This window comes from Roseinatronobacter sp., assembly GCF_051859525.1.
Taxonomy (GTDB): domain Bacteria; phylum Pseudomonadota; class Alphaproteobacteria; order Rhodobacterales; family Rhodobacteraceae; genus Roseinatronobacter.
The window spans coordinates 30,342-49,800 of sequence record NZ_JBHYFM010000008.1; the positions used below are offsets into that span (position 1 = coordinate 30,342).

20 protein-coding genes are annotated in these 19,459 nt (G+C 59.9%); 14 read left to right on the plus strand and 6 right to left on the minus strand.

Annotated elements, in window-relative coordinates; translation table 11 throughout:
• The first annotated feature begins 4 nt into the window (after nt 1-4).
• From ACTIE1_RS08675 to ACTIE1_RS08695, 5 genes are all read left to right on the plus strand, one after another.
• Nucleotides 5-940, plus strand: coding sequence for an ABC transporter permease (locus tag ACTIE1_RS08675; RefSeq protein WP_439561470.1), 936 nt, complete (start codon nt 5-7; stop codon nt 938-940).
• Nucleotides 940-1,812 (plus strand): ABC transporter permease, encoded by an 873-nt coding sequence (locus tag ACTIE1_RS08680; protein ID WP_439561471.1) that lies wholly within the window; start codon nt 940-942, stop codon nt 1,810-1,812. Before ACTIE1_RS08675 ends, ACTIE1_RS08680 begins: the two co-directional genes overlap by 1 nt.
• The gene (locus tag ACTIE1_RS08685; protein ID WP_439561472.1) at nt 1,812-2,816 is read left to right on the plus strand and encodes an ABC transporter ATP-binding protein; all 1,005 of its coding nucleotides are present in this window, start codon (nt 1,812-1,814) and stop codon (nt 2,814-2,816) included. The genes ACTIE1_RS08680 and ACTIE1_RS08685 overlap by 1 nt, the downstream gene beginning before the upstream one ends.
• Nucleotides 2,813-3,814, plus strand: a complete 1,002-nt coding sequence (locus ACTIE1_RS08690; RefSeq protein WP_439561473.1) for an ABC transporter ATP-binding protein — start codon at nt 2,813-2,815, stop codon at nt 3,812-3,814. Before ACTIE1_RS08685 ends, ACTIE1_RS08690 begins: the two co-directional genes overlap by 4 nt.
• Nucleotides 3,815-3,889: 75 nt before the next feature.
• Nucleotides 3,890-4,894 carry a D-2-hydroxyacid dehydrogenase gene (locus ACTIE1_RS08695; protein WP_439561474.1) on the plus strand — a complete coding sequence of 335 codons (1,005 nt, stop codon included), beginning with the start codon at nt 3,890-3,892 and terminating at the stop codon, nt 4,892-4,894.
• A gap of 21 nt (nt 4,895-4,915) precedes the next feature.
• On the opposite strand, the gene ACTIE1_RS08700 is transcribed toward ACTIE1_RS08695, so the two are convergent.
• Both ACTIE1_RS08700 and ACTIE1_RS08705 read right to left on the minus strand, forming a co-directional pair.
• Nucleotides 4,916-6,034: a Gfo/Idh/MocA family protein gene (locus tag ACTIE1_RS08700; RefSeq protein WP_439561475.1), complete on the minus strand. Its 1,119-nt coding sequence runs from the start codon at nt 6,032-6,034 to the stop codon at nt 4,916-4,918.
• A gap of 4 nt (nt 6,035-6,038) precedes the next feature.
• On the minus strand, nt 6,039-6,740 hold the full coding sequence (locus tag ACTIE1_RS08705) for a GntR family transcriptional regulator (RefSeq protein WP_439561476.1): 702 nt from the start codon (nt 6,738-6,740) through the stop codon (nt 6,039-6,041).
• Nucleotides 6,741-6,841: 101 nt separating this feature from the next.
• Between ACTIE1_RS08705 and ACTIE1_RS08710 the strand changes: the two genes are divergently transcribed.
• Genes ACTIE1_RS08710 through ACTIE1_RS08720 form a run of 3 tightly spaced genes read left to right on the plus strand, consistent with a single transcriptional unit; the run spans nt 6,842 to nt 9,413 of the window.
• Complete coding sequence (locus ACTIE1_RS08710) at nt 6,842-7,999, plus strand: LLM class flavin-dependent oxidoreductase (RefSeq protein ID WP_439561477.1); 1,158 nt, start codon at nt 6,842-6,844, stop codon at nt 7,997-7,999.
• Between the two features lie 2 nt (nt 8,000-8,001).
• The gene (locus ACTIE1_RS08715; RefSeq protein WP_439563345.1) at nt 8,002-8,895 is read left to right on the plus strand and encodes an aldo/keto reductase; all 894 of its coding nucleotides are present in this window, start codon (nt 8,002-8,004) and stop codon (nt 8,893-8,895) included.
• Nucleotides 8,895-9,413 (plus strand): flavin reductase family protein, encoded by a 519-nt coding sequence (locus ACTIE1_RS08720; protein ID WP_439563338.1) that lies wholly within the window; start codon nt 8,895-8,897, stop codon nt 9,411-9,413. Before ACTIE1_RS08715 ends, ACTIE1_RS08720 begins: the two co-directional genes overlap by 1 nt.
• Before the next feature lie 49 nt (nt 9,414-9,462).
• Here the strand turns inward: ACTIE1_RS08720 and ACTIE1_RS08725 are convergent, their stop codons facing one another.
• The 4 genes from ACTIE1_RS08725 to ACTIE1_RS08740 are packed head-to-tail and all read right to left on the minus strand — an operon-like array spanning nt 9,463 to nt 13,964.
• Entirely contained in the window at nt 9,463-10,569 is a 1,107-nt protein-coding gene (locus tag ACTIE1_RS08725; protein WP_439563339.1) for an ABC transporter ATP-binding protein, read from the minus strand.
• A gap of 48 nt (nt 10,570-10,617) precedes the next feature.
• Nucleotides 10,618-11,661, minus strand: coding sequence for a carbohydrate ABC transporter permease (locus ACTIE1_RS08730; RefSeq protein ID WP_439561479.1), 1,044 nt, complete (start codon nt 11,659-11,661; stop codon nt 10,618-10,620).
• A complete protein-coding gene (locus ACTIE1_RS08735; protein WP_439561480.1) occupies nt 11,661-12,644 on the minus strand; it encodes a carbohydrate ABC transporter permease in 984 nt (327 codons plus the stop codon). Before ACTIE1_RS08735 ends, ACTIE1_RS08730 begins: the two co-directional genes overlap by 1 nt.
• Before the next feature lie 57 nt (nt 12,645-12,701).
• Entirely contained in the window at nt 12,702-13,964 is a 1,263-nt protein-coding gene (locus tag ACTIE1_RS08740) for an ABC transporter substrate-binding protein (RefSeq protein WP_439561481.1), read from the minus strand.
• A 512-nt stretch (nt 13,965-14,476) separates the two neighbouring features.
• Between ACTIE1_RS08740 and ACTIE1_RS08745 the strand changes: the two genes are divergently transcribed.
• The 6 genes from ACTIE1_RS08745 to ACTIE1_RS08770 all read left to right on the plus strand — a co-directional run bounded on the left by ACTIE1_RS08745 (nt 14,477) and on the right by ACTIE1_RS08770 (nt 19,257).
• Complete coding sequence (locus tag ACTIE1_RS08745; RefSeq protein WP_439561482.1) at nt 14,477-14,869, plus strand: hypothetical protein; 393 nt, start codon at nt 14,477-14,479, stop codon at nt 14,867-14,869.
• Nucleotides 14,866-15,543, plus strand: a complete 678-nt coding sequence (locus tag ACTIE1_RS08750) for a MotA/TolQ/ExbB proton channel family protein (protein WP_439561483.1) — start codon at nt 14,866-14,868, stop codon at nt 15,541-15,543. The genes ACTIE1_RS08745 and ACTIE1_RS08750 overlap by 4 nt, the downstream gene beginning before the upstream one ends.
• Complete coding sequence (locus ACTIE1_RS08755) at nt 15,536-15,922, plus strand: biopolymer transporter ExbD (protein ID WP_439563340.1); 387 nt, start codon at nt 15,536-15,538, stop codon at nt 15,920-15,922. Before ACTIE1_RS08750 ends, ACTIE1_RS08755 begins: the two co-directional genes overlap by 8 nt.
• Nucleotides 15,919-16,305: an ExbD/TolR family protein gene (locus ACTIE1_RS08760; RefSeq protein WP_439561485.1), complete on the plus strand. Its 387-nt coding sequence runs from the start codon at nt 15,919-15,921 to the stop codon at nt 16,303-16,305. The genes ACTIE1_RS08755 and ACTIE1_RS08760 overlap by 4 nt, the downstream gene beginning before the upstream one ends.
• Nucleotides 16,306-16,355: 50 nt before the next feature.
• Nucleotides 16,356-17,378: a TonB family protein gene (locus tag ACTIE1_RS08765; RefSeq protein WP_439563341.1), complete on the plus strand. Its 1,023-nt coding sequence runs from the start codon at nt 16,356-16,358 to the stop codon at nt 17,376-17,378.
• A 298-nt stretch (nt 17,379-17,676) separates the two neighbouring features.
• Nucleotides 17,677-19,257 (plus strand): ABC-F family ATP-binding cassette domain-containing protein, encoded by a 1,581-nt coding sequence (locus tag ACTIE1_RS08770; protein ID WP_439561487.1) that lies wholly within the window; start codon nt 17,677-17,679, stop codon nt 19,255-19,257.
• The last annotated feature ends 202 nt before the right edge of the window (nt 19,258-19,459 follow it).

A 19,459-nucleotide genomic window follows, 5' to 3' on the forward strand; every position in this document is an offset into this window, starting at 1 on the left:
ACGCATGGCGAGATATATATTCGTCAGACTACTAGACTCGATACCAACGATATTCCTTGTTTTTACGTTGGTATTCATCGCCTTGCGTATCTTACCCGGCGATCCGGCAATCGCGGTTCTGGGCGATTATGCGCGCCCGGAATCGATTGCGCGGTTTCGCGAACAATTCGGCCTGAATGATCCGCTTTGGCTTCAGTTCCTGAAGTTCCTGAAAGACATGGTAACGCTGAATTTCGGCAACTCCTTCACCAAGGGTGTGCCGGTCATGGACCTGATCAGGTATAACCTGCCCTATACAATCGAGTTGACTATTGTGGCCATGCTGATCGGCATTGCCGGTGGCATTCCGCTGGGTGTCTGGGCGGCAATCAATCGCAACAAGGCCCCCGATGTCGGGTTTCGCACCTTCTCGCTGATCGGCTACGCAATCCCCGATTTCTACCTTGGTGCCTTGCTGCTGATCATCTTTGCGTTGAACTTGGGGCTTTTCCCGATCACAGGTGCAGGGGACGGGTTCGCGGCGCGTATGCATCACATTGTCTTGCCCGCCACGACACTTGCGCTGTTGAAAATTGCCTTTATCGGCCGTTTGGCCCGCACATCCCTGCTTGAGGTGCTTGGCAAGGATTTTGTCCGCACAGCGCGGGCCAAAGGGGCGCGCGAGCCGCGCGTCATCTACCGGCACGGGTTGCGCAACGCGCTTATGCCCTTGTCTACGGGGCTGGGCCTTTCGGTTCTCAGCACGCTTTCCGGGTCTGTCGCGGTTGAACTGGTGTTTAACCGGCCGGGGCTGGGACGCTTGCTGATCGATGCGATTTCCGAACGCGACTACCCCGTCATTCAGGCAGGTATCATCATCTTTGCATCGATTGTGGTGGTCGTAAATCTGTTGATGGAAATTGTCTATGCAATCATCGACCCTCGGATCCGGGTGAAATAATGTCTGCAGTTGATCAAGTCAGGGTTCCACAGGAACCGAAATTTGCCGGAACAATCGTCAAGTCGGTGTTTCTTACACCAGCCGGTGCCATTGCGGTCACTGTTATCATCCTGTTTGCCGTGATCGCCATTTTCGCGCCATGGATTGCACCGCATGACCCGCGCGCACAAAGTTTCCTGTCCGTAAATGCGCAGCCGTCGTCGGTGTACTGGCTTGGGACCGACCAGTTCGGGCGCGATGTCTTGTCAAGGTTGATCTATGGCTCGCGCAATTCCTTGATCATCGGGTTTCTGTCCCCTGTTTTCGCAGCGTTGATCGGTGGCACGCTCGGTGTCCTTGCGGGCTATTTCGGCGGCATTATCGACCGTATTGTAACGCGCATCATCGACATGCTGATGGCCTTTCCCGAACTTTTGCTGGCGATCCTGATTGCTGCGGCGCTTGGGGGCGGGTTCTGGAATGTTGTCATCGTGCTGACAGTGGCGTTCACGCCGGGGTTTGCACGGGTTGCGCGGGCAACAACGCTTTCCGTCAAGGAAGAACCCTATGTGGAAGCGGCCATCGCAGCAGGCGTACGGACCCCCATGATTATTGTCCGGCATATTGTTCCCAATATTGCAGCGCCAATCGTGGTCTTGCTGACCCTTTGGACAGCGTCAGCCATTCGACTGGAAGCGACACTAAGCTTTCTGGGCATCGGCACCCAACCGCCAGCCGCAAGCTGGGGCAATATTATCCGCGAAGGGCTTTCCAACATGTTCGCAACCTCTTGGCCGATTTTGACAGCGGGCTTGGCAATAACGATTGTCGTGATGGCAATCAGCATAATTGGCGACACCATGCGTGACGCCCTGGACCCAGAGATCAACTGATGAGTAAACTTCTTGAAATCAAAGACCTGTGTGTCGAATTCGGTCCTGCCGGTCACGCAATCAAGGTTTTGCACAATGTCAACCTGTCCATTGCCCATGGCGAAGCGGTCGGCCTTGTCGGGGAATCCGGATCGGGGAAGTCGATCACCTCCCTGTCAGTCCTCAGGCTGCTGTCGGAACCGCCGGGGCGCATCACCTCTGGCGAAATAGTCTTCGAGGGGCGCAACCTGCTTGACCTGCCACGATCCGAGATGCCCGCGATCAGGGGCAAGGAAATCGCGATGATCTTTCAGGAACCCATGAGTTCCCTGAACCCTGTCATGACGATCGGTGCGCAACTGTCCGAAGCGATCATGCTGCATTCGGAACAGAATGAGTCCCAACGCAAGAACCGCATTCTGGAATTGCTGAAACTGGTTGGCATTCCCGAACCGGAAGCCCGCCTAAAGCAGTATCCACATGAATTCTCGGGCGGGATGCGCCAACGGGTCATGATTGCCATGTCGCTGGCATGCGACCCGAAACTGTTGATCGCGGATGAACCGACAACCGCACTGGATGTCACAATTCAGGCGCAGGTTCTGGACCTGTTGCGCCAATTGCGCGAACGCGTTGGAATGGCAGTCTTGCTGATCTCGCATGATCTGGGGGTTGTGGCAGATGTTTGCGACCGCGTTGTTGTAATGTATGCTGGCCATGTCGTCGAAGACGCCGATATCGCGTCGCTTTTTGAAAATCCCAAACACCCCTATACGCGCGGCTTGCTTTCAGCGGTTCCATCCTTAAGCGACACGCGCGAACGGCTGTATCAGATTCCGGGATCTGTTCCTTCACCGGGGTCCGTCAAGCGCGGGTGCCCGTTCTATGATCGCTGCGATTTGCGAAAGGATATCTGCCACAATGAAATGCCGCAACTGCATGCGCATTCCTCAACGCACAAGGCCGCGTGTTGGGTCACGTCAAGTGACGCAGAAGCTGTTTCAGAAAGCGGGGTGACGACATGACCCAGCCAGTTCTACGCGCCGAAAACCTGGGCAAGATGTTTGCAGACCGGTCCAGCTTGTTCCTGGGACGCTCCAGCGGGGGCGTGCAGGCCGTCGACAATGTCAGCCTGGAGGTCAGGCCGGGCGAAACCCTTGCTGTGGTCGGTGAATCCGGATGTGGCAAATCGACCTTGGGTCGGCTGCTGCTTAGGCTGATCGAACCCTCCTCGGGCAAGATTTTTCTGGAGGGAACCGAGGTTTCCAGCCTGTCACGATCAGAATTCAGGCATTTTCGCAAACGGGCGCAGATGGTGTTTCAGGACCCTTACGGTTCCCTTAGCCCAAGACGGACCATTGCCCAGATCATCGCAGAGCCCCTTGAAGTGTTCGGCATGGCAGGGTCCAGACAGCAAACCCGTGAAAGGGTTGCCGAACTTCTGACACAGGTGGGGCTGTCGCCATCCATCATGGACCGCTTGCCAAGACAGTTTTCGGGCGGCCAAAGGCAACGGATATGTATCGCGCGGGCGATCTCGGTGAACCCGAGTTTTGTTGTCGCGGATGAACCGGTTTCAGCGCTGGACGTTTCGGTTCAGGCGCAGGTTATCAACCTTATGCAGGACTTGCAGAAGGAGAAGGGCTTTTCCTTCCTTTTCATTGCCCATGATCTTGCTGTCGTCCGCCACATGGCGCATCGTGTGGCGGTCATGTATCTGGGCCAGATCGTCGAGATCGGCGAAAAGTCCACGATCTACGGCGCGCCGCATCACCCCTACACAGAAGCCCTTCTCTCGGCGGCCCCCGAAGCCAAACTGAAAAAGGACCGGCAGCGGATCGTCTTGCAAGGGGATGTGCCAAGTCCGCGCAAGGTGCCAAGCGGATGCCGGTTTCGCACACGCTGCCCCATAGCGGCCGACATTTGCGCGCAGCACGAACCCCCATTGCAGACATTGCCAGACGGCCATCAGGTTGCGTGCCATTTCGCAAGGCCGTTTCCCATCATGCAAACCCCAACATAACCACACGGCACGTCACGGCCCCATAACGGGAATTTCACGCCACGAAACAGGCACGAAACAGGATAGTCCGGAACAATGCGCCACAGACGCCTTATCGCCTTCGCATCTGATCTGCCCCTTGCAGACCCGTTATGGCGCAAATTGCTTGCTGCGGGGGCACCGGACCAGTGCCAGATCTTCGACCGGGGCAATGCGCAACAACGCGCAGAGGTACTCGCACAGGCCGAAATCGTTGTTGTTGCAGGTGATAAGATTGATGACGACATTCTTGACGCCCCCCATGTCAAATGGGTTCATTGCGATCATGCGGGCCTGAACAATTCCGCACGCAAGGACGTATTTGACCGCGGCCTGATTGTCACAGGGTCCGCAGGCAGGTCTGCGCCCGCACTGGCCGAACATGCAATGTTGTTTTGCCTTGCGCATGCCGCAAGACTTCCTGCGATTATCGATGCGCAAAAGCAGCATCGCTGGCTTGGCGGGCCGGAACTGTCCGGCCTTAGTGCGCTATATGGCAAAACAATGGGTATTATCGGGCTTGGGCATACCGGCCGCGAGCTGGCCCCGCGTGCCAAGGCGTTCGGTATGCATGTTGTGGGCTACCGGCGCCGCAATGCCCCCGCGCCTGATGGGGTAGACCGCGTCTATTGTGCCGAGAACGGCGATGATATCGCGACTGTCATTGAACCGGCAGACTACCTGATACTGTTGGTGAACCTGTCAGACACCACGCGGAACCTTATTAACCCGCAAACGATTTCCCTGATGAAACCCGGCGCCTTTATCGTCAACCTGTCCCGAGGGGAGGTGATTGATCAGGATGCGCTGATGTCTGCGCTGAATGACCACAGGATTGCCGGCGCGGGCCTTGACGTGACAGTGCCTGAGCCCTTGCCAGCCGGACATCCGCTTTGGGATGCGGCAAATGTGATGATAACCCCGCATTCCTCGCCACCCGTGGCGGATCGGCGTGAACGCTCAGTCGGAATTATCATTGAGAACCTGCGCCGGTACCGGCTGGGGCAACCAATGCTGAACCAGCTTACGCGGGCCGATATCTGGACTGCCGCGGGACGTTGAAACACGCGCCCCGCAACCAGATCAACCCTGAACGATGATGCGCCCCTGTGCATCCAATGTGACCGCCTGTCCGGTCTGCGCGGACCGCTGCGCCGCAAGCCCCATTTGCACGGCCCAAATTCCGTCCGACAAGCCCACTTCGACTGCGCCATGTCCGCGCACGACATTTGCGAAGCGGTCATGCTGGTAGAATGTCGAGCCGTTGTGATCACCGGCCTGCAAAAGCGCGGGGTCTACGGGAACATCAATCTGTTTTGGCCCCTTGGGAGAACGCGGGCTTACAATAAGCTGCGGCACGGGCGGCGCGCCCAGATGGTCAGGCCAGAACCGCCCCGGCCCCGGCACAAGGCATTCAATGCGCGCATCTGGCCCAACAGCAGTGATTTCTTCCTGATATCGCGCGCCTTCGGCAAACATGCACAATTCCAGCATGGCACGCGCACCGCCTGCAAAATCGACAATCACATAGGCATTGTCCCAGATATCCGGTGCAGCCCCGTCATAGCGCTCATTCACATGGTTTACGTCCTGCCCGCCCGACGCCATGATGCGCACAGGGTTATCTTGCAAGATCAGGCGCATCAGGTCGAAGAAGTGACAGCATTTCTCGACCAGGGTTCCGCCGGTTCTGGCGTTAAAGCGGTTCCAGTCGCCTACTTTTTCCAGAAACGGGAAGCGATGTTCACGGATGCTCAGCATTTTGATCCCGCCGGTCACGCTTTGGGCCTGTTCCAGCAACGCGGCAACCGGCGGCATATACCGGTATTCCATCGCAACCCAAAGCGGCGCTGCGTAATCAAGTGCCGCAAGCGTGTCCCAGTCTGCGGGATCGGTGAAAACCGGCTTCTCGACCAGCAGGGGCAGCGGGCGGGTTGCCGCAATTTCACTGATCTGGCGCACATGCAGGTCGTTGGGGCTGGCAATCAGCAGGGCATCAAGGTCCGGAACGGCCAGCAGATCGGCCAGTGACGCAACCATCTTTGCGTGTGGGGCAAGCTGGCTGGCCTGCGCGCGCATACCGGCGTCAGGCTCGAAAATGGCGGCCACTTCCGCGCCGTTGACCAGCGCCAGATTGCGCAGGTGTTCCTGCCCCATCATACCGCAGCCGATGATACCATAGTTTAACTTTTTCAAGGTCATTTCCTTACTTTAGCCTGACAGTGTAGCGCACGCGCCGGGGGTCATACCAAGTCCATGACGCTTCTGCAGATTGGCCGTCATGGCTGTGACTGATGCGCGTGATAAGTGGCAGCGGTGTGCCGGGCCTGTGCGGGAATTCGGCAGGCGCCCAGTCCGGAAGCGGCCCCATCCCCACGCGATCCTCGGCGCGCGCAATGCGCAGGTTCAGGCATGTCCGATAGAAATAATACAGCGACTCGGACAATTCCTGCACCGAAAGGCTGGGCGCATATCCCCCATCCAGCCAAATTTCCTCGACTGCGGCGATGGTGCCGGACAAAAACCGCAACCGCCGTATGCGATGCCCGTCTGCGGATTGCCCGAATTCGGGCAGGGCGGGATCTTTCGGCAAGCGGTCAACCGACAGCACGCGCGCTGTGGGCAACCCGCCCCCTTCTGCCAGTTCCAGTCGTAAAAACGCATAAACCGATGCGGGATCGGTTTGGGCGCGAATGTAATTTCCAGACCCTTGCACGCGCTCCAGCAAGCCCTTGTTCTGAAGCGCGGCAAGCGCCTTGCGCAATGTTCCTATTGCGATGCCATGCGCCTGCGCCATCTCGCGCTCGGGGGGCAGGCGTTCGCCGTCGACCAGTCTGCCAGCGGCGATATCGCGGATCAGCAACTCGGTAATCTGCATATGTAGCGGCAATGAGCCGGTGTCTGACATAGTGCCCCCTGATCATCGCAAGATGAAATTGATACCCTATTGATTTACCCCTTTCGAGGTGCTACGCAAGACCTAAATATACATAAGGGATGGAGAATTACATGAGCGTCGTGCCTGTAACGTCGGTTGATCTGGACGGGGCCGAGGTCAGCTGGTTTGCGGCGCTGTGCTCGGATGATTATGAATTTCTTGGCGTGCCGGACGGGCGGTTGCGGTCCAGCTGGGAGCATTGCTCAAGTCTGGTCCAAACAGCCGAACGCAACGGGTTCCGCAACATTCTGTGCCCGTCCAGCTATCAGGTGGGGCAGGATACGCTGTCTTTTGTCGCGGGTTGTGCCCCAATCACCGAAAAGATCAATTTTCTGGCCGCAATCCGCTGCGGCGAAATGCAACCCGTCATGCTGGCGCGTACCGTGGCAACGCTGGACCACATGCTTCAGGGGCGGCTGACACTGAATGTCATCTCCTCCGATTTCCCCGGCGAGGTGGCGGAAAGTGCATATCGCTATAAACGTAGTCACGAGGTTGTGGAAATCCTGCGGCAGGCATGGACCCGTGACGAAATCGAATATTCCGGCGATATTTACCAGATCAGCAAACTGTCCGCCGACCCCGCGCGCCCCTATCAGCAAAATGGCGGACCGCTTCTGTATTTTGGCGGCTACAGCCCTGACGCACTGGAACTGTGCGGCGCGCAATGCGACGTCTATCTGATGTGGCCGGAACCGCGCGAGATGCTGGAAAAACGTATGCGCGATGTCCATGCCCGCGCGCAGGCCCATGGCCGCACACTGGATTACGGGTTGCGCGTGCATATGATCGTGCGCGACACCGAAGCCGAGGCGCGCGAATATGCCGATCACATCGCCAGCAAACTGGATGATGAATACGGCAAACTGATCCGTGATCGCGCGCATGACAGCATCAGCCTTGGCGTGTCACATCAGGCCCGCGCACGCGAACTTGCGGACAAATTCGGCTATGTCGAACCCAACCTGTGGACAGGGGTGGGCCGTGCGCGGTCGGGCTGCGGGGCCGCACTGGTCGGGTCGGTCGATCAGGTGCTTACCAAACTGGAAGACTACCGCAAAATGGGTATCCGCGCGTTCATCCTGTCCGGCTATCCCCACCATGACGAGGCCGAGATTTTCGGCGCCAAGGTCATGCCGCAGCTGAACACGGTATCCCTGCCCCATGTCTATGGGCGCGTGCCTGCCGAAACCCCTGCAACCCCCCTTGGAAACGGACCCCGCCGCTGATGATGAAACGCACCACACTTGCACCCGATCTGTCGCTTTCACGCCTTGTCTATGGCATGTGGCGTCTGGGCGATGATCCCGACACCAGCCCCGCCCATGTTCAGGCCAAGATCGATTCCTGCCTTGCCCAAGGGATCACAACCATGGATCAGGCCGACATCTATGGCGGCTACACCGCCGAGGCGATCCTTGGTGCTGCACTAAAAGACGCGCCCGCGCTGCGCGACCAGATAGAAATCGTGACAAAATGCGATATCGTTGCCCCTGTCGGGCGGTATGCTGATGCGCGCGTGAAGCATTACGACACAAGTGCGGCCCATATCACGGCCTCGGTCGAGGCAAGCCTGCGCGACATGGCCACCGACCGGATCGACCTGCTGCTGATCCACCGGCCAGACCCGCTTATCGACCCGGACGAGACTGGCGCGGCGCTGGACGGGTTGATTGCGTCCGGCAAGGTGCGGGCGGTGGGGGTGTCCAATTTCCGGCCTTGGGACATGGATCTGCTGCAATCGCGTATGACCGCGCGTTTGGTGACAAACCAGATCGAACTCAGCCTGATGGCACATGACGCCTTCGTAAACGGCGATATGGCCTATCTGCACCAGCACCGGATTGCGCCCATGGCGTGGTCCCCGCTGGCGGGCGGACAACTGGCACATGCCGCCCCTGCGGGAATGCGCGAAAAACTGGACACGCTGGGCACCGATGCTGGCACGGATTGGAGTGCCGTTGCCATAGCTTGGTTGTTGCACCACCCAGTGGGCATCATGCCTGTCATGGGGACGAACAGCCTTGACCGGATCGCGCGGATTTCCGACGCGCTGCGCGTGCCGATGGACCGGCAAACATGGTATGAACTCTATACGCTGGCCTTGGGCCGAGAGGTCGCATGATGGCCGATGGCGGACAAATGCATCCTTCGGAATTTATCCCCGGCCCCGATACATCGCGTGCCTTTCGCAACGCTTTGGGGTGCTTCGCCACGGGGGTAACCGTTGTCACGATCGACAGCGCTGACGGGCCGATGGGGTTTGCCGCCAACAGTTTCGCTGCAGTGTCCCTTGATCCTGCGCTCGTGCTTTGGTCGCCCGCGAAATCATCCAGCCGGTTTGCGCATTATTCCGCAGCTATGCATTATGCTATCCATGTGCTGCCGCATTCGGCCCGGGATATGCTGGCGCGGTTCACCCGCAGCGGGGCGGGGTTTTCCGGATTGTCGTACCAGCGCAATCCCGAAGGCGTGCCATTGCTGGATAACGCCGTCGCAAGGTTCGACTGCCGCCAGCATGCCACCCATGACGGCGGCGATCATCAGATCATCGTGGGGCGGGTGTTGCGTGCAGCGGTAAACGGCGGTCAGGCGCTAATCTTCCATCAGGGGCAATACGGGCAATTCAGCCCGCTTGACTAACCTGCAAGAGGGGGGCAAGGCGTCAGCGCGCGCGCCCTGCTTGCGATCATTATGTCCCATGTTCAAGTTCGCCCAGTCGCAGGCGCGGCAAGGCTGTCGTATCCTTCCGGAAGACATGCGCGAAATCGGGCCGTATCGCCAGATGTGTGCGACTGCCCCGCGCAAGGGTGGTCTGGCCGGTCAAATGCGCTGTCAGCGCGATTCCTGTCTCGGTGCGCGCATACAAGTAGCTTTCGCCGCCCAGTTGCTCGACATTCTCGACAGTGACAGGGTAGCCTTCGGGATCAGGGTGCAAATGCTCGGGGCGGATACCCAGCTGCACCTCCTCGCCATCCGCGACAGTGCGCCCGTCAACGGCCGCGTGCAAAACACGCCCCTGCGCATCGTTCAGCGTGATCCCCGCCCCCTCGCGCGCGGTGACGGTGCAGGGCAGGAAATTCATGCGCGGCGATCCGATGAACCCCGCAACGAAGGTGTTTGCGGGTCTGTTATACAACTCGATCGGGGCACCAGCCTGCTCGATCCGGCCATCCCTCAGGACGACGATCTTGTCAGCCATCGTCATCGCCTCTACCTGATCATGGGTGACATAGATCATCGTATTGCCGATGCGGCGGTGCAACCCCGCAATCTCGCCACGCATACTGACGCGCAGTTCGGCATCCAGATTTGACAGCGGCTCGTCAAACAGAAACACCTTGGGTTCACGCACGACCGCCCGCCCGATGGCAACGCGCTGGCGTTGCCCGCCCGACAATGCGCGCGGCCTGCGGTCCAGATAGGGTTCAAGCTGCAACATGCGGGCCGCCTCGGCAACCCGCGCGGCAATTTCGGCTTTTGGCATGCGAATGTTTTCCAACCCGAAAGCCAGATTCTGCCGCACCGACATATGCGGATACAGCGCATAGGTCTGAAATACCATCGCAAGGCCGCGTTCGGCGGCACGCTGGTCATTAACGCGCACCCCCCCGATCATCAGGTCGCCGCCCGATATGTCCTCCAGTCCGGCAATCATCCGCAACAGGGTGGACTTCCCGCACCCCGACGGGCCGACAAAAACGCAGAAAGTGCCATCCTCGATGGTCAGGTCCACACCATGGACAACCCGCACCGCGCCATAATCCTTGACGATGCCGCGCAGTTCGACCTCAGCCATTGCCCTGATCCTTCATCTTGCAAAAAATACTCAATCCCCTGCCCTTGTTCATTTCACCCCCGATTGCGCAATTCCCTGCGTGATGAACTTTTGCAGGAACGCAAAGACAAGTGTAATCGGCAAAAGCGTCAGCACCGTCATCGCCAGAAGGCTGGACCAGGCGGTCTGCAACTCACCCTGAAACGAATTCAAGGCCAGTTGCAGGGTGAACACCTCGGACCGGTTCAGCACAATCAGCGGCCATAGAAATTCGTTCCAGCGCCACATGACCGAGAAGATGATAAGAACCGCCAGCGCCGGCGCCGAGAGGGGCAGCACAATCTTCCAGTACACGCGCCATTCGCTGGCATTGTCCATGCGTGCAGCGTCCAGCAGATCATCGGGGATCGTCAGCATATACTGGCGCAGCAGGAAAACGCCCGTGGGCGTCGCAATGGCAGGCCAGATCACCGCCCAGGGGGAATTGATCAACCCCATCTGGCTGACCACCAGAAACAACGGCACCAGTGTCACCGTCGGCGGGATCATCAGGGTTGCGATGATCAGCAAGAAGACAGTGCTGCGCCCTGTGAACCGGTATTTCGCCAGTGCGAATGCCGCCATTGAATTGAACAGCACTGTCAGCACGGTTGCCACGACCGTAATAAAGGTCGAATTCCAGAAATACCGCAAGAAATTGAAGCGCGTGAACAGTCCGGTGTAGTTGTCGGTTTCCACCTGCACCGCGCGGACGGGTTCGCGGTCATTGATATGGACGTTCAGGCGTTCATCCGGATTGGCAGGGTCAACCATCTGCGCGTTCAGCCCGACACGCCGCACCTGCGCCAGTTCGCGCCCCGCATGCTCGCCCGAAACGACCTGGAAGCGCTGCAAGGCAGTCTCGAAACCCTCAACCTCGACAAACTGCGGGGCAAGGGGCAGCAGTTTTGGGGGGTATTCCTGCAAGGCAGCTTCTGTCTTGAAGCTGGACAGCGTCAGCCACAGGACGGGACCAAGCATCAGGAACACGCCCAACCCGAGGAAGCCGAAGGCAATCCAGTCGGTCATGTCCAGCCGGTCGCGCCCGCGGCGCTGTGTCAGAAAACGCAGCATCACCCCTCCTCGGCGCGTTTGCGTGTCGCGGCCAGTTGCAGCAGCGTCAGCACCAGCAACACACCGGCCATCACCAGCGACGCGGCCGCCGCCAGTCCGAACTGGCGGGGGCGCGTCGCAAAGCCCACGTCATAGATGTATTGGATCAGCAGGGTCGTCGCCGATCCCGGACCGCCACCCGTAAGCACATAAATTTCATCAAATGCCTGCACTGCGCGGATCAGGCTCAGGACCATCACCACAAGCAGCGTGGGCGTCAACAATGGCAGCGTGATCCGCAACAGCTGCCGCCATGCGGGGGTTCCGTCCATTTCGGCGGCTTCATAGACATCGCCGGGAATGGCCTGTAGCCCAGCAAGCAGGATCAGCACATAAAACCCCATATTCGCCCAGATTGACACGAAGACGATCCAGAAAAACGCCCATGACGGGTCCAGCAACCAGTTGACCGTGCCCATCCCTGCCCAGTCCATACCCGCGTTCAGCACGCCATTGCGTTGCAATATCCATTTCCAGATCAGCGCGACCACAACGGGCGACAGCAGCACGGGATAGAAGAAAACCGCGCGAAAGAACCCCTTCAGCGGGATATTGCGGTTCAAGATCAGCGCCGCGATCAGGGACAGCAGGATCATGAACCCCACCTGAAGCACCACGAACCAGCCCGTATTATGCACCGCACGCCAGAACAGATCGCGGCGGCACGAATTCGGGTCCAGATATGACCCGCAATCAAACAGGGTCGCAAAATTGTCACCACCTACCCAGTCGCGGTCACCCAGCAAGATGCGGTCGCCGCCAGTGGTGGAATACCAGATATTCAAAAGGATCGGCAGATAGGTGAACAACCCGAAGATCAGCAGATTGGGCAGAAGGAAAACCCACGCCATGCGATGTGCGCCAAGGCTGTACTGAAGCATCCGCATCGGCTTTTCAAAAAGGTTGAATGCCCCCTCGTAAAGGGTGCGGAAGATTGCTGTCATCTTGTCTGATCCTGTCCTTCAGGGGTGCCCGGCCCTTCAGGGCCGGGCAGTCAGATTCTAGCGTGCCTCGGCGATGGCGTCAGCAACATCCTGATGCAGTCGGTCAAGTGCCTCATCCAGCGACAATTCACCCACGATCGCCTGGGTCAAACGTGCGGGGATACTGGTGAAAACCGCACGATTGAACTGATACCCCTGAAGCGCATAGGCCGTGTCGGAAAACGTGGGCACGGATGCCGCGAAGGCCGTCAGTGCGGCAGCCACTTCTGGCGTCACGTCCTGATAATCGATCCCGTTGGCCTGCAATTCGGCATTGGCGGGCAGGTTGCGTGTCTGTGCCAGAACCTGTGCCTGCACGTCATCGCGCGCCACGAAACCGATCAGCTTGCCCACAGCTTCGGGGTGCTGGGTATGGTTGAAGCCCACGACACCCGCGCCACCCGGCATGCCGGTGCAGGCTTCTGGCCCGCAAACGCCGCCCGTGGCGACCCAGTCGAACGCGTCGCCGATGTCACGGCCAAAGCGGCCAATCTGCCAGCTGCCGGAATAATACATGACAAGATTGGCGTTGATGAACTCGGCCGCCGCATCCTGATAGGTGCCGCCCCCTGCGCCAGCCCATACGTCGCGCGCCATGGTGCCGTCTTCATGCCAGTCAACGAACTGTTCGGCAAACGCGCGGAACCCGTCATCAATGACCAGCGCCTCGCCGGTGTCGTCAAACAGCGCCGCGCCGTAGGAAATGGCGGGCGCGGCAAAGCGGTGCCCAGTGCGGTCAAGTGCCATTGCGAAATCGACACCCGTGGCCTGCTGGACCGCGACCGACGCTTCGGCCCATTCGGCCCAGCTTGCACCCGGTTCCGGCATGTCAACGCCTGCCTGCTCGAACAATGTCTGGTTGGCAAAACCGCCGGTTGCCGTCAGCTGGTCAACAATGTTGTAAATGCCGTCAGATGCATTGTCGCCCACCCGCGCCCAAGCCAGCGACTGGCCGTAGCGCGCTTCGATCATGTCGGCATCGTCAACGAAGGGGCGCGCATCCAGCATGAACCGCGCCAGGCCGCCGTAATCGGTGACGCGCGCCAGATCAGGGCCTTCGCCCACTTCCAGCTGCACCGGCAAGGATTCCAGAATCGCCTGATAGGGGACGACATCCACGACAACTGTAATGCCCGGATTTTCGGCCTCGAAGGTCTGGAAGGCCTCGGCCCATACGTCACATTCATTCCCGTCCTGATAGCACATGAAACGCAGTTCCTGCGCATGCGCCCCGCCTGCTGCCAGCAGGGCAAAGGCTGATATCGCAATTTTCTTTTTCATTCTGGTCCTCCCATTGGTAATTTTATCCGCAAGCCAGTTTGCCTGCGGTGCAGCTTCCTAAATCAACCCTGTCGCGGCGACGCGGCACAGTCACGGACGCAAGAATGCATCCGCTGCAAATGTCCAAACGGCCGGAAACATGCGCGCAGCACGCCGCAGCGCACGCGCCCCTGTGCCGCGACGGGTCCCGCCCTGCGGACCGGCCTTGTTGTCATCTGGAATGGTCCTCCCTGCGCCGCGCGAACGCGATCCTTAAAAAGGCTAGCACTGGATAAATAATAAATCAATAGGGTATCAATTTGAACCGGACGTTCCGTCACGGCATCAACTTGCCCACATGACCTGACTGTTTTCCACGCAATGGCACCTGCACAGAACGCCCCAAGATGCGGCGCCGCCTGCAATCTTGACAAATTCACTAAGGCAATGGTAACGCCCAAACACGCAGACATCCTGCGCAGCCAGCCTTCGCGCCAGCCTTTCCCTAGAACATGAATATGAAAGGCAGCTTCATGCGTATGCTGGCATTAATTATGGGCCTTGGACTGTCGCCCGTGGCGGCCGAATCGCTTTCCATCAGGCTCGATCAGGCCAATTCCGGCGCGGATCAATGCCAGTTGGTCTTTGTTCTGGAAAACGGGCTGGACACCGAATTCGAACAGCTTCAGGCCGAAATCGTGTTGTTGAGTCAGGACTCGCGCGTAATGCGCCTAAGCCTTCTGGATTTTCAGTCCTTGCCTGCGCAGGGAATGCGCGTGCGCAGTTTCAACTTGTCTGGGCTTGAATGCGATCAGGTGGGGCGTGTGCTGTTCAACGCGATGGGACCATGCACCCCATTGGCGGCCAGCGCCTGCACTGCCGCGCTAGACGTCAGCAGCGCCACCGATATCGAGGCGTTGAAATGACCGATCTTCTTGAACCGGTCGCGGAATTTCTGGCACTTGGCGGGCCTGTTGTGGCGATATTGCTGGCAATGTCGGTTCTGGCCTTTGCGCTGGTGCTGGTGAAGCTGTGGCAATTCCAGCGCGCTGGCCTTGGGGCGCATGGTCCGCTTCTGGACGCACTCGACAAGTTCGACCGCGGCGCATATCAGGCGGCCCTGCGCGACGCTGCGCGCGCACGCAGCCATCTTGCACCATTGGCCGTACTGGCCCTGAGCACCGATCCCGAGGATCAGAATGAAGGATTGCGTTCACGGCTGACAGGGCTTGCAGAAGAAGCGATCGCGCGGCTGCAAACGGGTTTCCGGCTACTTGATTCCATTGCACAAGTCGCCCCGCTGCTGGGCCTGTTCGGCACGGTGTTGGGCATGATCACAGCATTTCAGGCCCTGCAACAGGCTGGTGCCAATGTGGACCCGTCAGCGCTGGCGGGCGGGATCTGGGTGGCACTTCTGACCACCGCAGTGGGGCTTGGTGTGGCAATGCCTGCCGCGCTGGTGCTGACATGGTTCGAAGCCCGCGTCGCCCGCGAGGCGCGGCTGGCCATGCAGATCGTTGATGTGGCGCTGTGTCGGGGGCTTGCACCGGCAGGGTGCCCGCTGGACAGCACCCCGCCTGAAAAGCCGCGCCATGCGTGACCGGCTGGGCCTTACAGCACATCGCAGACGCTTGTCGATGACATCGCTTATCGATGTGATTTTTCTGCTGCTTCTGTTCTTCATGCTAAGTTCCACCTTCGCCCGTCAGGGCGAGTTGCCGCTGGATCTGGCCATGGGGGGCGCTGCCACTGCACCGGAAACACCGCCTGCATTCCTTCAGCTTCACGAAAACAGTCTACGGCTGGACGCCGCCGAAATCACACACGATGCGTTGCGACAAGAACTCGCCACGAGAGGGGAAGGTCTGGTGTTGCTTGCATTGGGCGAAGGTGTCAGCGCGCAGGCATTTGCCGACGTGCTGCACCTGTTGCAGGGGCTGTCCGGCTGGAATTTGGCCGTATTGGGGGCCATGCCATGAAACGCGCGCTTGCCCAGCCCCCCCGCACCCGTGCAGAACCAACCATTGCGCTGATCAATATCGTGTTCCTGATGCTGATCTTCTTTCTGATCGCAGGCAGTCTGGCCCCCCGACCCGATGCCGATGTCGCGCTGGTCAGCCTGACAGACATCACGACCGAGCCACCCTCTGACGCGTTGATCATGCTGGCTGATGGCAGCTTGCGGCATGCAGGGGCGGCGTTGTCGCAAGACGCGGCGCTTGCGGAATTCAGCGCGGCAGAACGTGTGCGTTTGCTGCCCGACCGCGCCGCACCGGCGGGCGCATTGGTGGCGCTGGCGCAGGGCTTGCGCGCGGCGGGTGTGGCAGAACTTGTTATCGTGACTGAACGGGGGCTGGAATGACTGCAACGGCGCTTCTGCTCGCATGCCCACAGCGCAATGGTTGCCCGCTTGTGCGCCCGCACGATCTGCGGCGGCTGGATCTTGGGCCAAGGTTGAAAACTGTTCTTCTGGCGGCGGGTGCATCCGTCGTGTTGCACTTGGGCGCGATGGCCGCGCTTTCGCCGCGCGATGTGGCGCTGATTGCGGGCGGAGGAGAGGATGCGCCTGCGGCGCTTGGCACAAGTTTCGCGGATTTCGCCGAGGGTGTTGCCTCTCCTTCTGCGGCTGCGCCGCTTGAGGCCGAAACCCTTGACACACTTGCACCGGAAAACCCCGTGCAGCCCGTGGCGCCACAGACCCCGCCCACACAGAAGGTCACGCCCGCACAGGCATCTGCTGCCATAGCGCTGCCAACCGCCCCCGATCCCAGCGCCGCATTGCTGCCGTCATTGCCCGACCCCGCACAGATGACCAGCCCGCAAGACCTGTCTGCAACTGCGCCGCCACCTGCACAAATGACCGCCATGCAGGATACGCGCCATACCCCCGCGTCAACACTGGAACCGTCCCGGCCCGTCAGGGATACACCGACACCCGCACAGATAACGGCCGACATCTTGCAACCGGACACCAGCCCCACGGATCAGGCCCCCGTGTCCAGCCGCAAGCCGCCCCCGCGCCCGGATCGCACGCCCCCCGCGCAGCCAACAAGGCAGGCCAGCGCACCGCAAGGGAACGCCGCACAGAACGCCACACGCGGCAGCCAGCAGGGCAGCACTGGACAGGCCGCCAGTCAGGACCAGTCGCGCGCACAGTCCAGTTCAAAGGGCAATGCCGCCGCGTCAAACTACCCCGGAGAGGTGATGGCCCGCATCCAGCGCACAAGGCTGGCCCGCAGCCCCGCACGCGGGCGGGTACTGGTTGCGTTCAGCGTCGGGGCGAATGGCGGCTTGGCCTCGGCCTCGGTCGTGCGCAGTTCGGGCAATGCTGCGCTTGATCAGACCGCCCTTGACCATATCCGCCGCGCAGCCCCCTTCCCCCCGCCGCCTGCCGGTGCGCAGCGACAGTTCAGTTTCGAATTCGTCGGGCGGTAGTGTGCACGGGCCGGGGTTCCACATGCGCAAAAGGATTCATCCACCCCACATCTGTCCGTCTGGCCAATCACTGTTCAGCATTGCCGGTTCGCCAAACGATGGCGCGCCTGCGCTTGAAGTTCAGCCTGCCCGTTCGGGCATGTGACGCGGCAGGCCAACAGATCAAAAGCTGGCCGTCCTTGCAAAAGCCCGCGACCTTGCCTAGTTTACAGTTATCTTTGCATGGGAGATGCACCCGAAATGGACAAGAAATTCGCCGCCCTCACCCTTTTGGTTCCGCTGCGAGAAGTCCTGCCCAATGCCTGCATCTGTTTCCCTGTCCGGCCTGTCATGGGTCACACCTGACGGTACACCGCTTCTATCCGATCTTGACCTGACCTTCAGCCCCGAACGCACCGGCATCGTCGGGCGCAATGGTGTCGGGAAAAGCACGCTTTTGCGTATCATCGCAGGCCGTCTGCGTCCGGCGTCCGGCCACCTTAGCGTGACAGGGTCCATTGCCATGATGCGTCAGGACGTGATCGAGCACCCTGACAAGACCGTAGCCGATCTTTTTGGTGCGCGGGCCTCGCTGGCGCTTCTGGACCGCGCCGGGGCGGGCGAGGTCACTGTTGATGACCTGCCCGATGTCGACTGGACGCTACCCGCAAGGATCGAGGCCGCGCTTGCCAGATTTGGCTTGTCAGCCGAACCACAGACCCCGCTTGCCACGCTGTCAGGCGGACAGCGCAACAGGGCGGCCCTTGCAGCATTGATATTGGAAAAACCTGATTTCCTGTTGCTGGACGAGCCGACAAACAACCTTGATCAAGGCGGGCGCCGCGTCGTGATCAACCTGCTGCGAACATGGAAAGGCGGGGCGATCATTGCAAGCCATGATCGACAGCTTCTGGCCGAGATGGACACGATCATCGAGCTGTCGTCGCTTGGTGCAGTGCGGTATGGCGGGAATTACGCAGCCTATCGGCAGCAGAAGGAAATCGCACTGGACGCAGCCTTGCGCGACCTGAACAATGCTGAAAAGGCCCGCACCGAGGCTGCTCGCCGCGCCCAACAGGCGGCCGAACGTAAGGCGCGTAAGGACAGCGCCGGACGCAAGGCACGCATGAAGGGCGATCAGCCGAAAATGCTGTTGGATGCGGCCAAGGAACGCGCCGAGGCATCGGGCGGCGCGGGTGCCCACCTGCGCGAAATCCGGCGCAACGCCGCCAATGAAGAGCTTGCCGCCGCCCGCAAAAACATCGAGGTGCTGGACCCCCTTTGTATGGCGATCACGCCCACAGGGTTACCATCCGGCAAGATCGTGCTGCGGTTGGATCATGTGACGGGCGGGTATACGCCGGACGATCCGGTGATCCGCGATCTGTCACTTGTTGTGACCGGCCCCGAACGGATTGTCATAGCTGGGCTAAACGGCAGCGGAAAAACCACACTTCTTAAGCTGATCACCGGCCAGATCCCCCCGCACTGCGGCGTGGTAAACCTGTCTGTCGCATTCGCGATGCTGGACCAGCATGTCGGTTTGCTTTGTGACGATCTGACCCTGCGCCAGAACTTCCTGAAGTTGAACCCTGCCGCGAATACCCACACAGCCCACGCGGCGTTGGCGCGGTTCGGATTCCGCGCCGACGATGCCTTGCGCCGCACTGGTGCGCTAAGCGGGGGGGAGCGCTTGCGCGGCGGTCTGGCCTGCGCCCTTGGCGGCACCCCGCCACCAATGTTGTTGATTTTGGACGAGCCGACAAATCACCTTGATCTGGACGGTATCGAAGCCCTTGAGGCGGCGCTGGCCACTTATGACGGGGCGGTGTTGGCCGTCAGCCACGATCAAGCCTTCCTTCAATCGTTCCAACCTGATCGGGTTGTTCAACTAAAGTAAAGACCGCAAAATTCGCATGGCCGTCCGTCAACTGAATCTGACAGGGCGGCGCGTGTCACGTTTCCGAATGCAATGACACGTCACCAGATTGCCGGAACTGACGGTGAACCGGATATGCTGGAAAACAAAGGAGCGTTGCCGCTTCCGCGCGCAAGCGTATCAGGCAGGGGGGCATGCGATCCATGGCTGCACCCAAGGCAGC

Bases quoted from the DNA above. Each gene is read 5' to 3' on its own strand.
- ACTIE1_RS08755 (WP_439563340.1), top strand. From the start codon at position 15,536: ATGCGTGACCGGCTGGGCCTTACAGCACATCGCAGACGCTTGTCGATG.
- ACTIE1_RS08730 (WP_439561479.1), bottom strand. From the start codon at position 11,661: ATGCTGCGTTTTCTGACACAGCGCCGCGGGCGCGACCGGCTGGACATG.
- ACTIE1_RS08715 (WP_439563345.1), top strand. From the start codon at position 8,002: ATGAAACGCACCACACTTGCACCCGATCTGTCGCTTTCACGCCTTGTC.
- ACTIE1_RS08695 (WP_439561474.1), top strand. From the start codon at position 3,890: ATGCGCCACAGACGCCTTATCGCCTTCGCATCTGATCTGCCCCTTGCA.
- ACTIE1_RS08745 (WP_439561482.1), top strand. From the start codon at position 14,477: ATGCGTATGCTGGCATTAATTATGGGCCTTGGACTGTCGCCCGTGGCG.
- ACTIE1_RS08680 (WP_439561471.1), top strand. From the start codon at position 940: ATGTCTGCAGTTGATCAAGTCAGGGTTCCACAGGAACCGAAATTTGCC.
- ACTIE1_RS08675 (WP_439561470.1), top strand. From the start codon at position 5: ATGGCGAGATATATATTCGTCAGACTACTAGACTCGATACCAACGATA.
- ACTIE1_RS08725 (WP_439563339.1), bottom strand. From the start codon at position 10,569: ATGGCTGAGGTCGAACTGCGCGGCATCGTCAAGGATTATGGCGCGGTG.
- ACTIE1_RS08740 (WP_439561481.1), bottom strand. From the start codon at position 13,964: ATGAAAAAGAAAATTGCGATATCAGCCTTTGCCCTGCTGGCAGCAGGC.
- ACTIE1_RS08720 (WP_439563338.1), top strand. From the start codon at position 8,895: ATGGCCGATGGCGGACAAATGCATCCTTCGGAATTTATCCCCGGCCCC.
- ACTIE1_RS08760 (WP_439561485.1), top strand. From the start codon at position 15,919: ATGAAACGCGCGCTTGCCCAGCCCCCCCGCACCCGTGCAGAACCAACC.
- ACTIE1_RS08770 (WP_439561487.1), top strand. From the start codon at position 17,677: ATGCCTGCATCTGTTTCCCTGTCCGGCCTGTCATGGGTCACACCTGAC.
- ACTIE1_RS08705 (WP_439561476.1), bottom strand. From the start codon at position 6,740: ATGTCAGACACCGGCTCATTGCCGCTACATATGCAGATTACCGAGTTG.
- ACTIE1_RS08735 (WP_439561480.1), bottom strand. From the start codon at position 12,644: ATGACAGCAATCTTCCGCACCCTTTACGAGGGGGCATTCAACCTTTTT.
- ACTIE1_RS08685 (WP_439561472.1), top strand. From the start codon at position 1,812: ATGAGTAAACTTCTTGAAATCAAAGACCTGTGTGTCGAATTCGGTCCT.
- ACTIE1_RS08710 (WP_439561477.1), top strand. From the start codon at position 6,842: ATGAGCGTCGTGCCTGTAACGTCGGTTGATCTGGACGGGGCCGAGGTC.
- ACTIE1_RS08690 (WP_439561473.1), top strand. From the start codon at position 2,813: ATGACCCAGCCAGTTCTACGCGCCGAAAACCTGGGCAAGATGTTTGCA.
- ACTIE1_RS08700 (WP_439561475.1), bottom strand. From the start codon at position 6,034: ATGACCTTGAAAAAGTTAAACTATGGTATCATCGGCTGCGGTATGATG.
- ACTIE1_RS08750 (WP_439561483.1), top strand. From the start codon at position 14,866: ATGACCGATCTTCTTGAACCGGTCGCGGAATTTCTGGCACTTGGCGGG.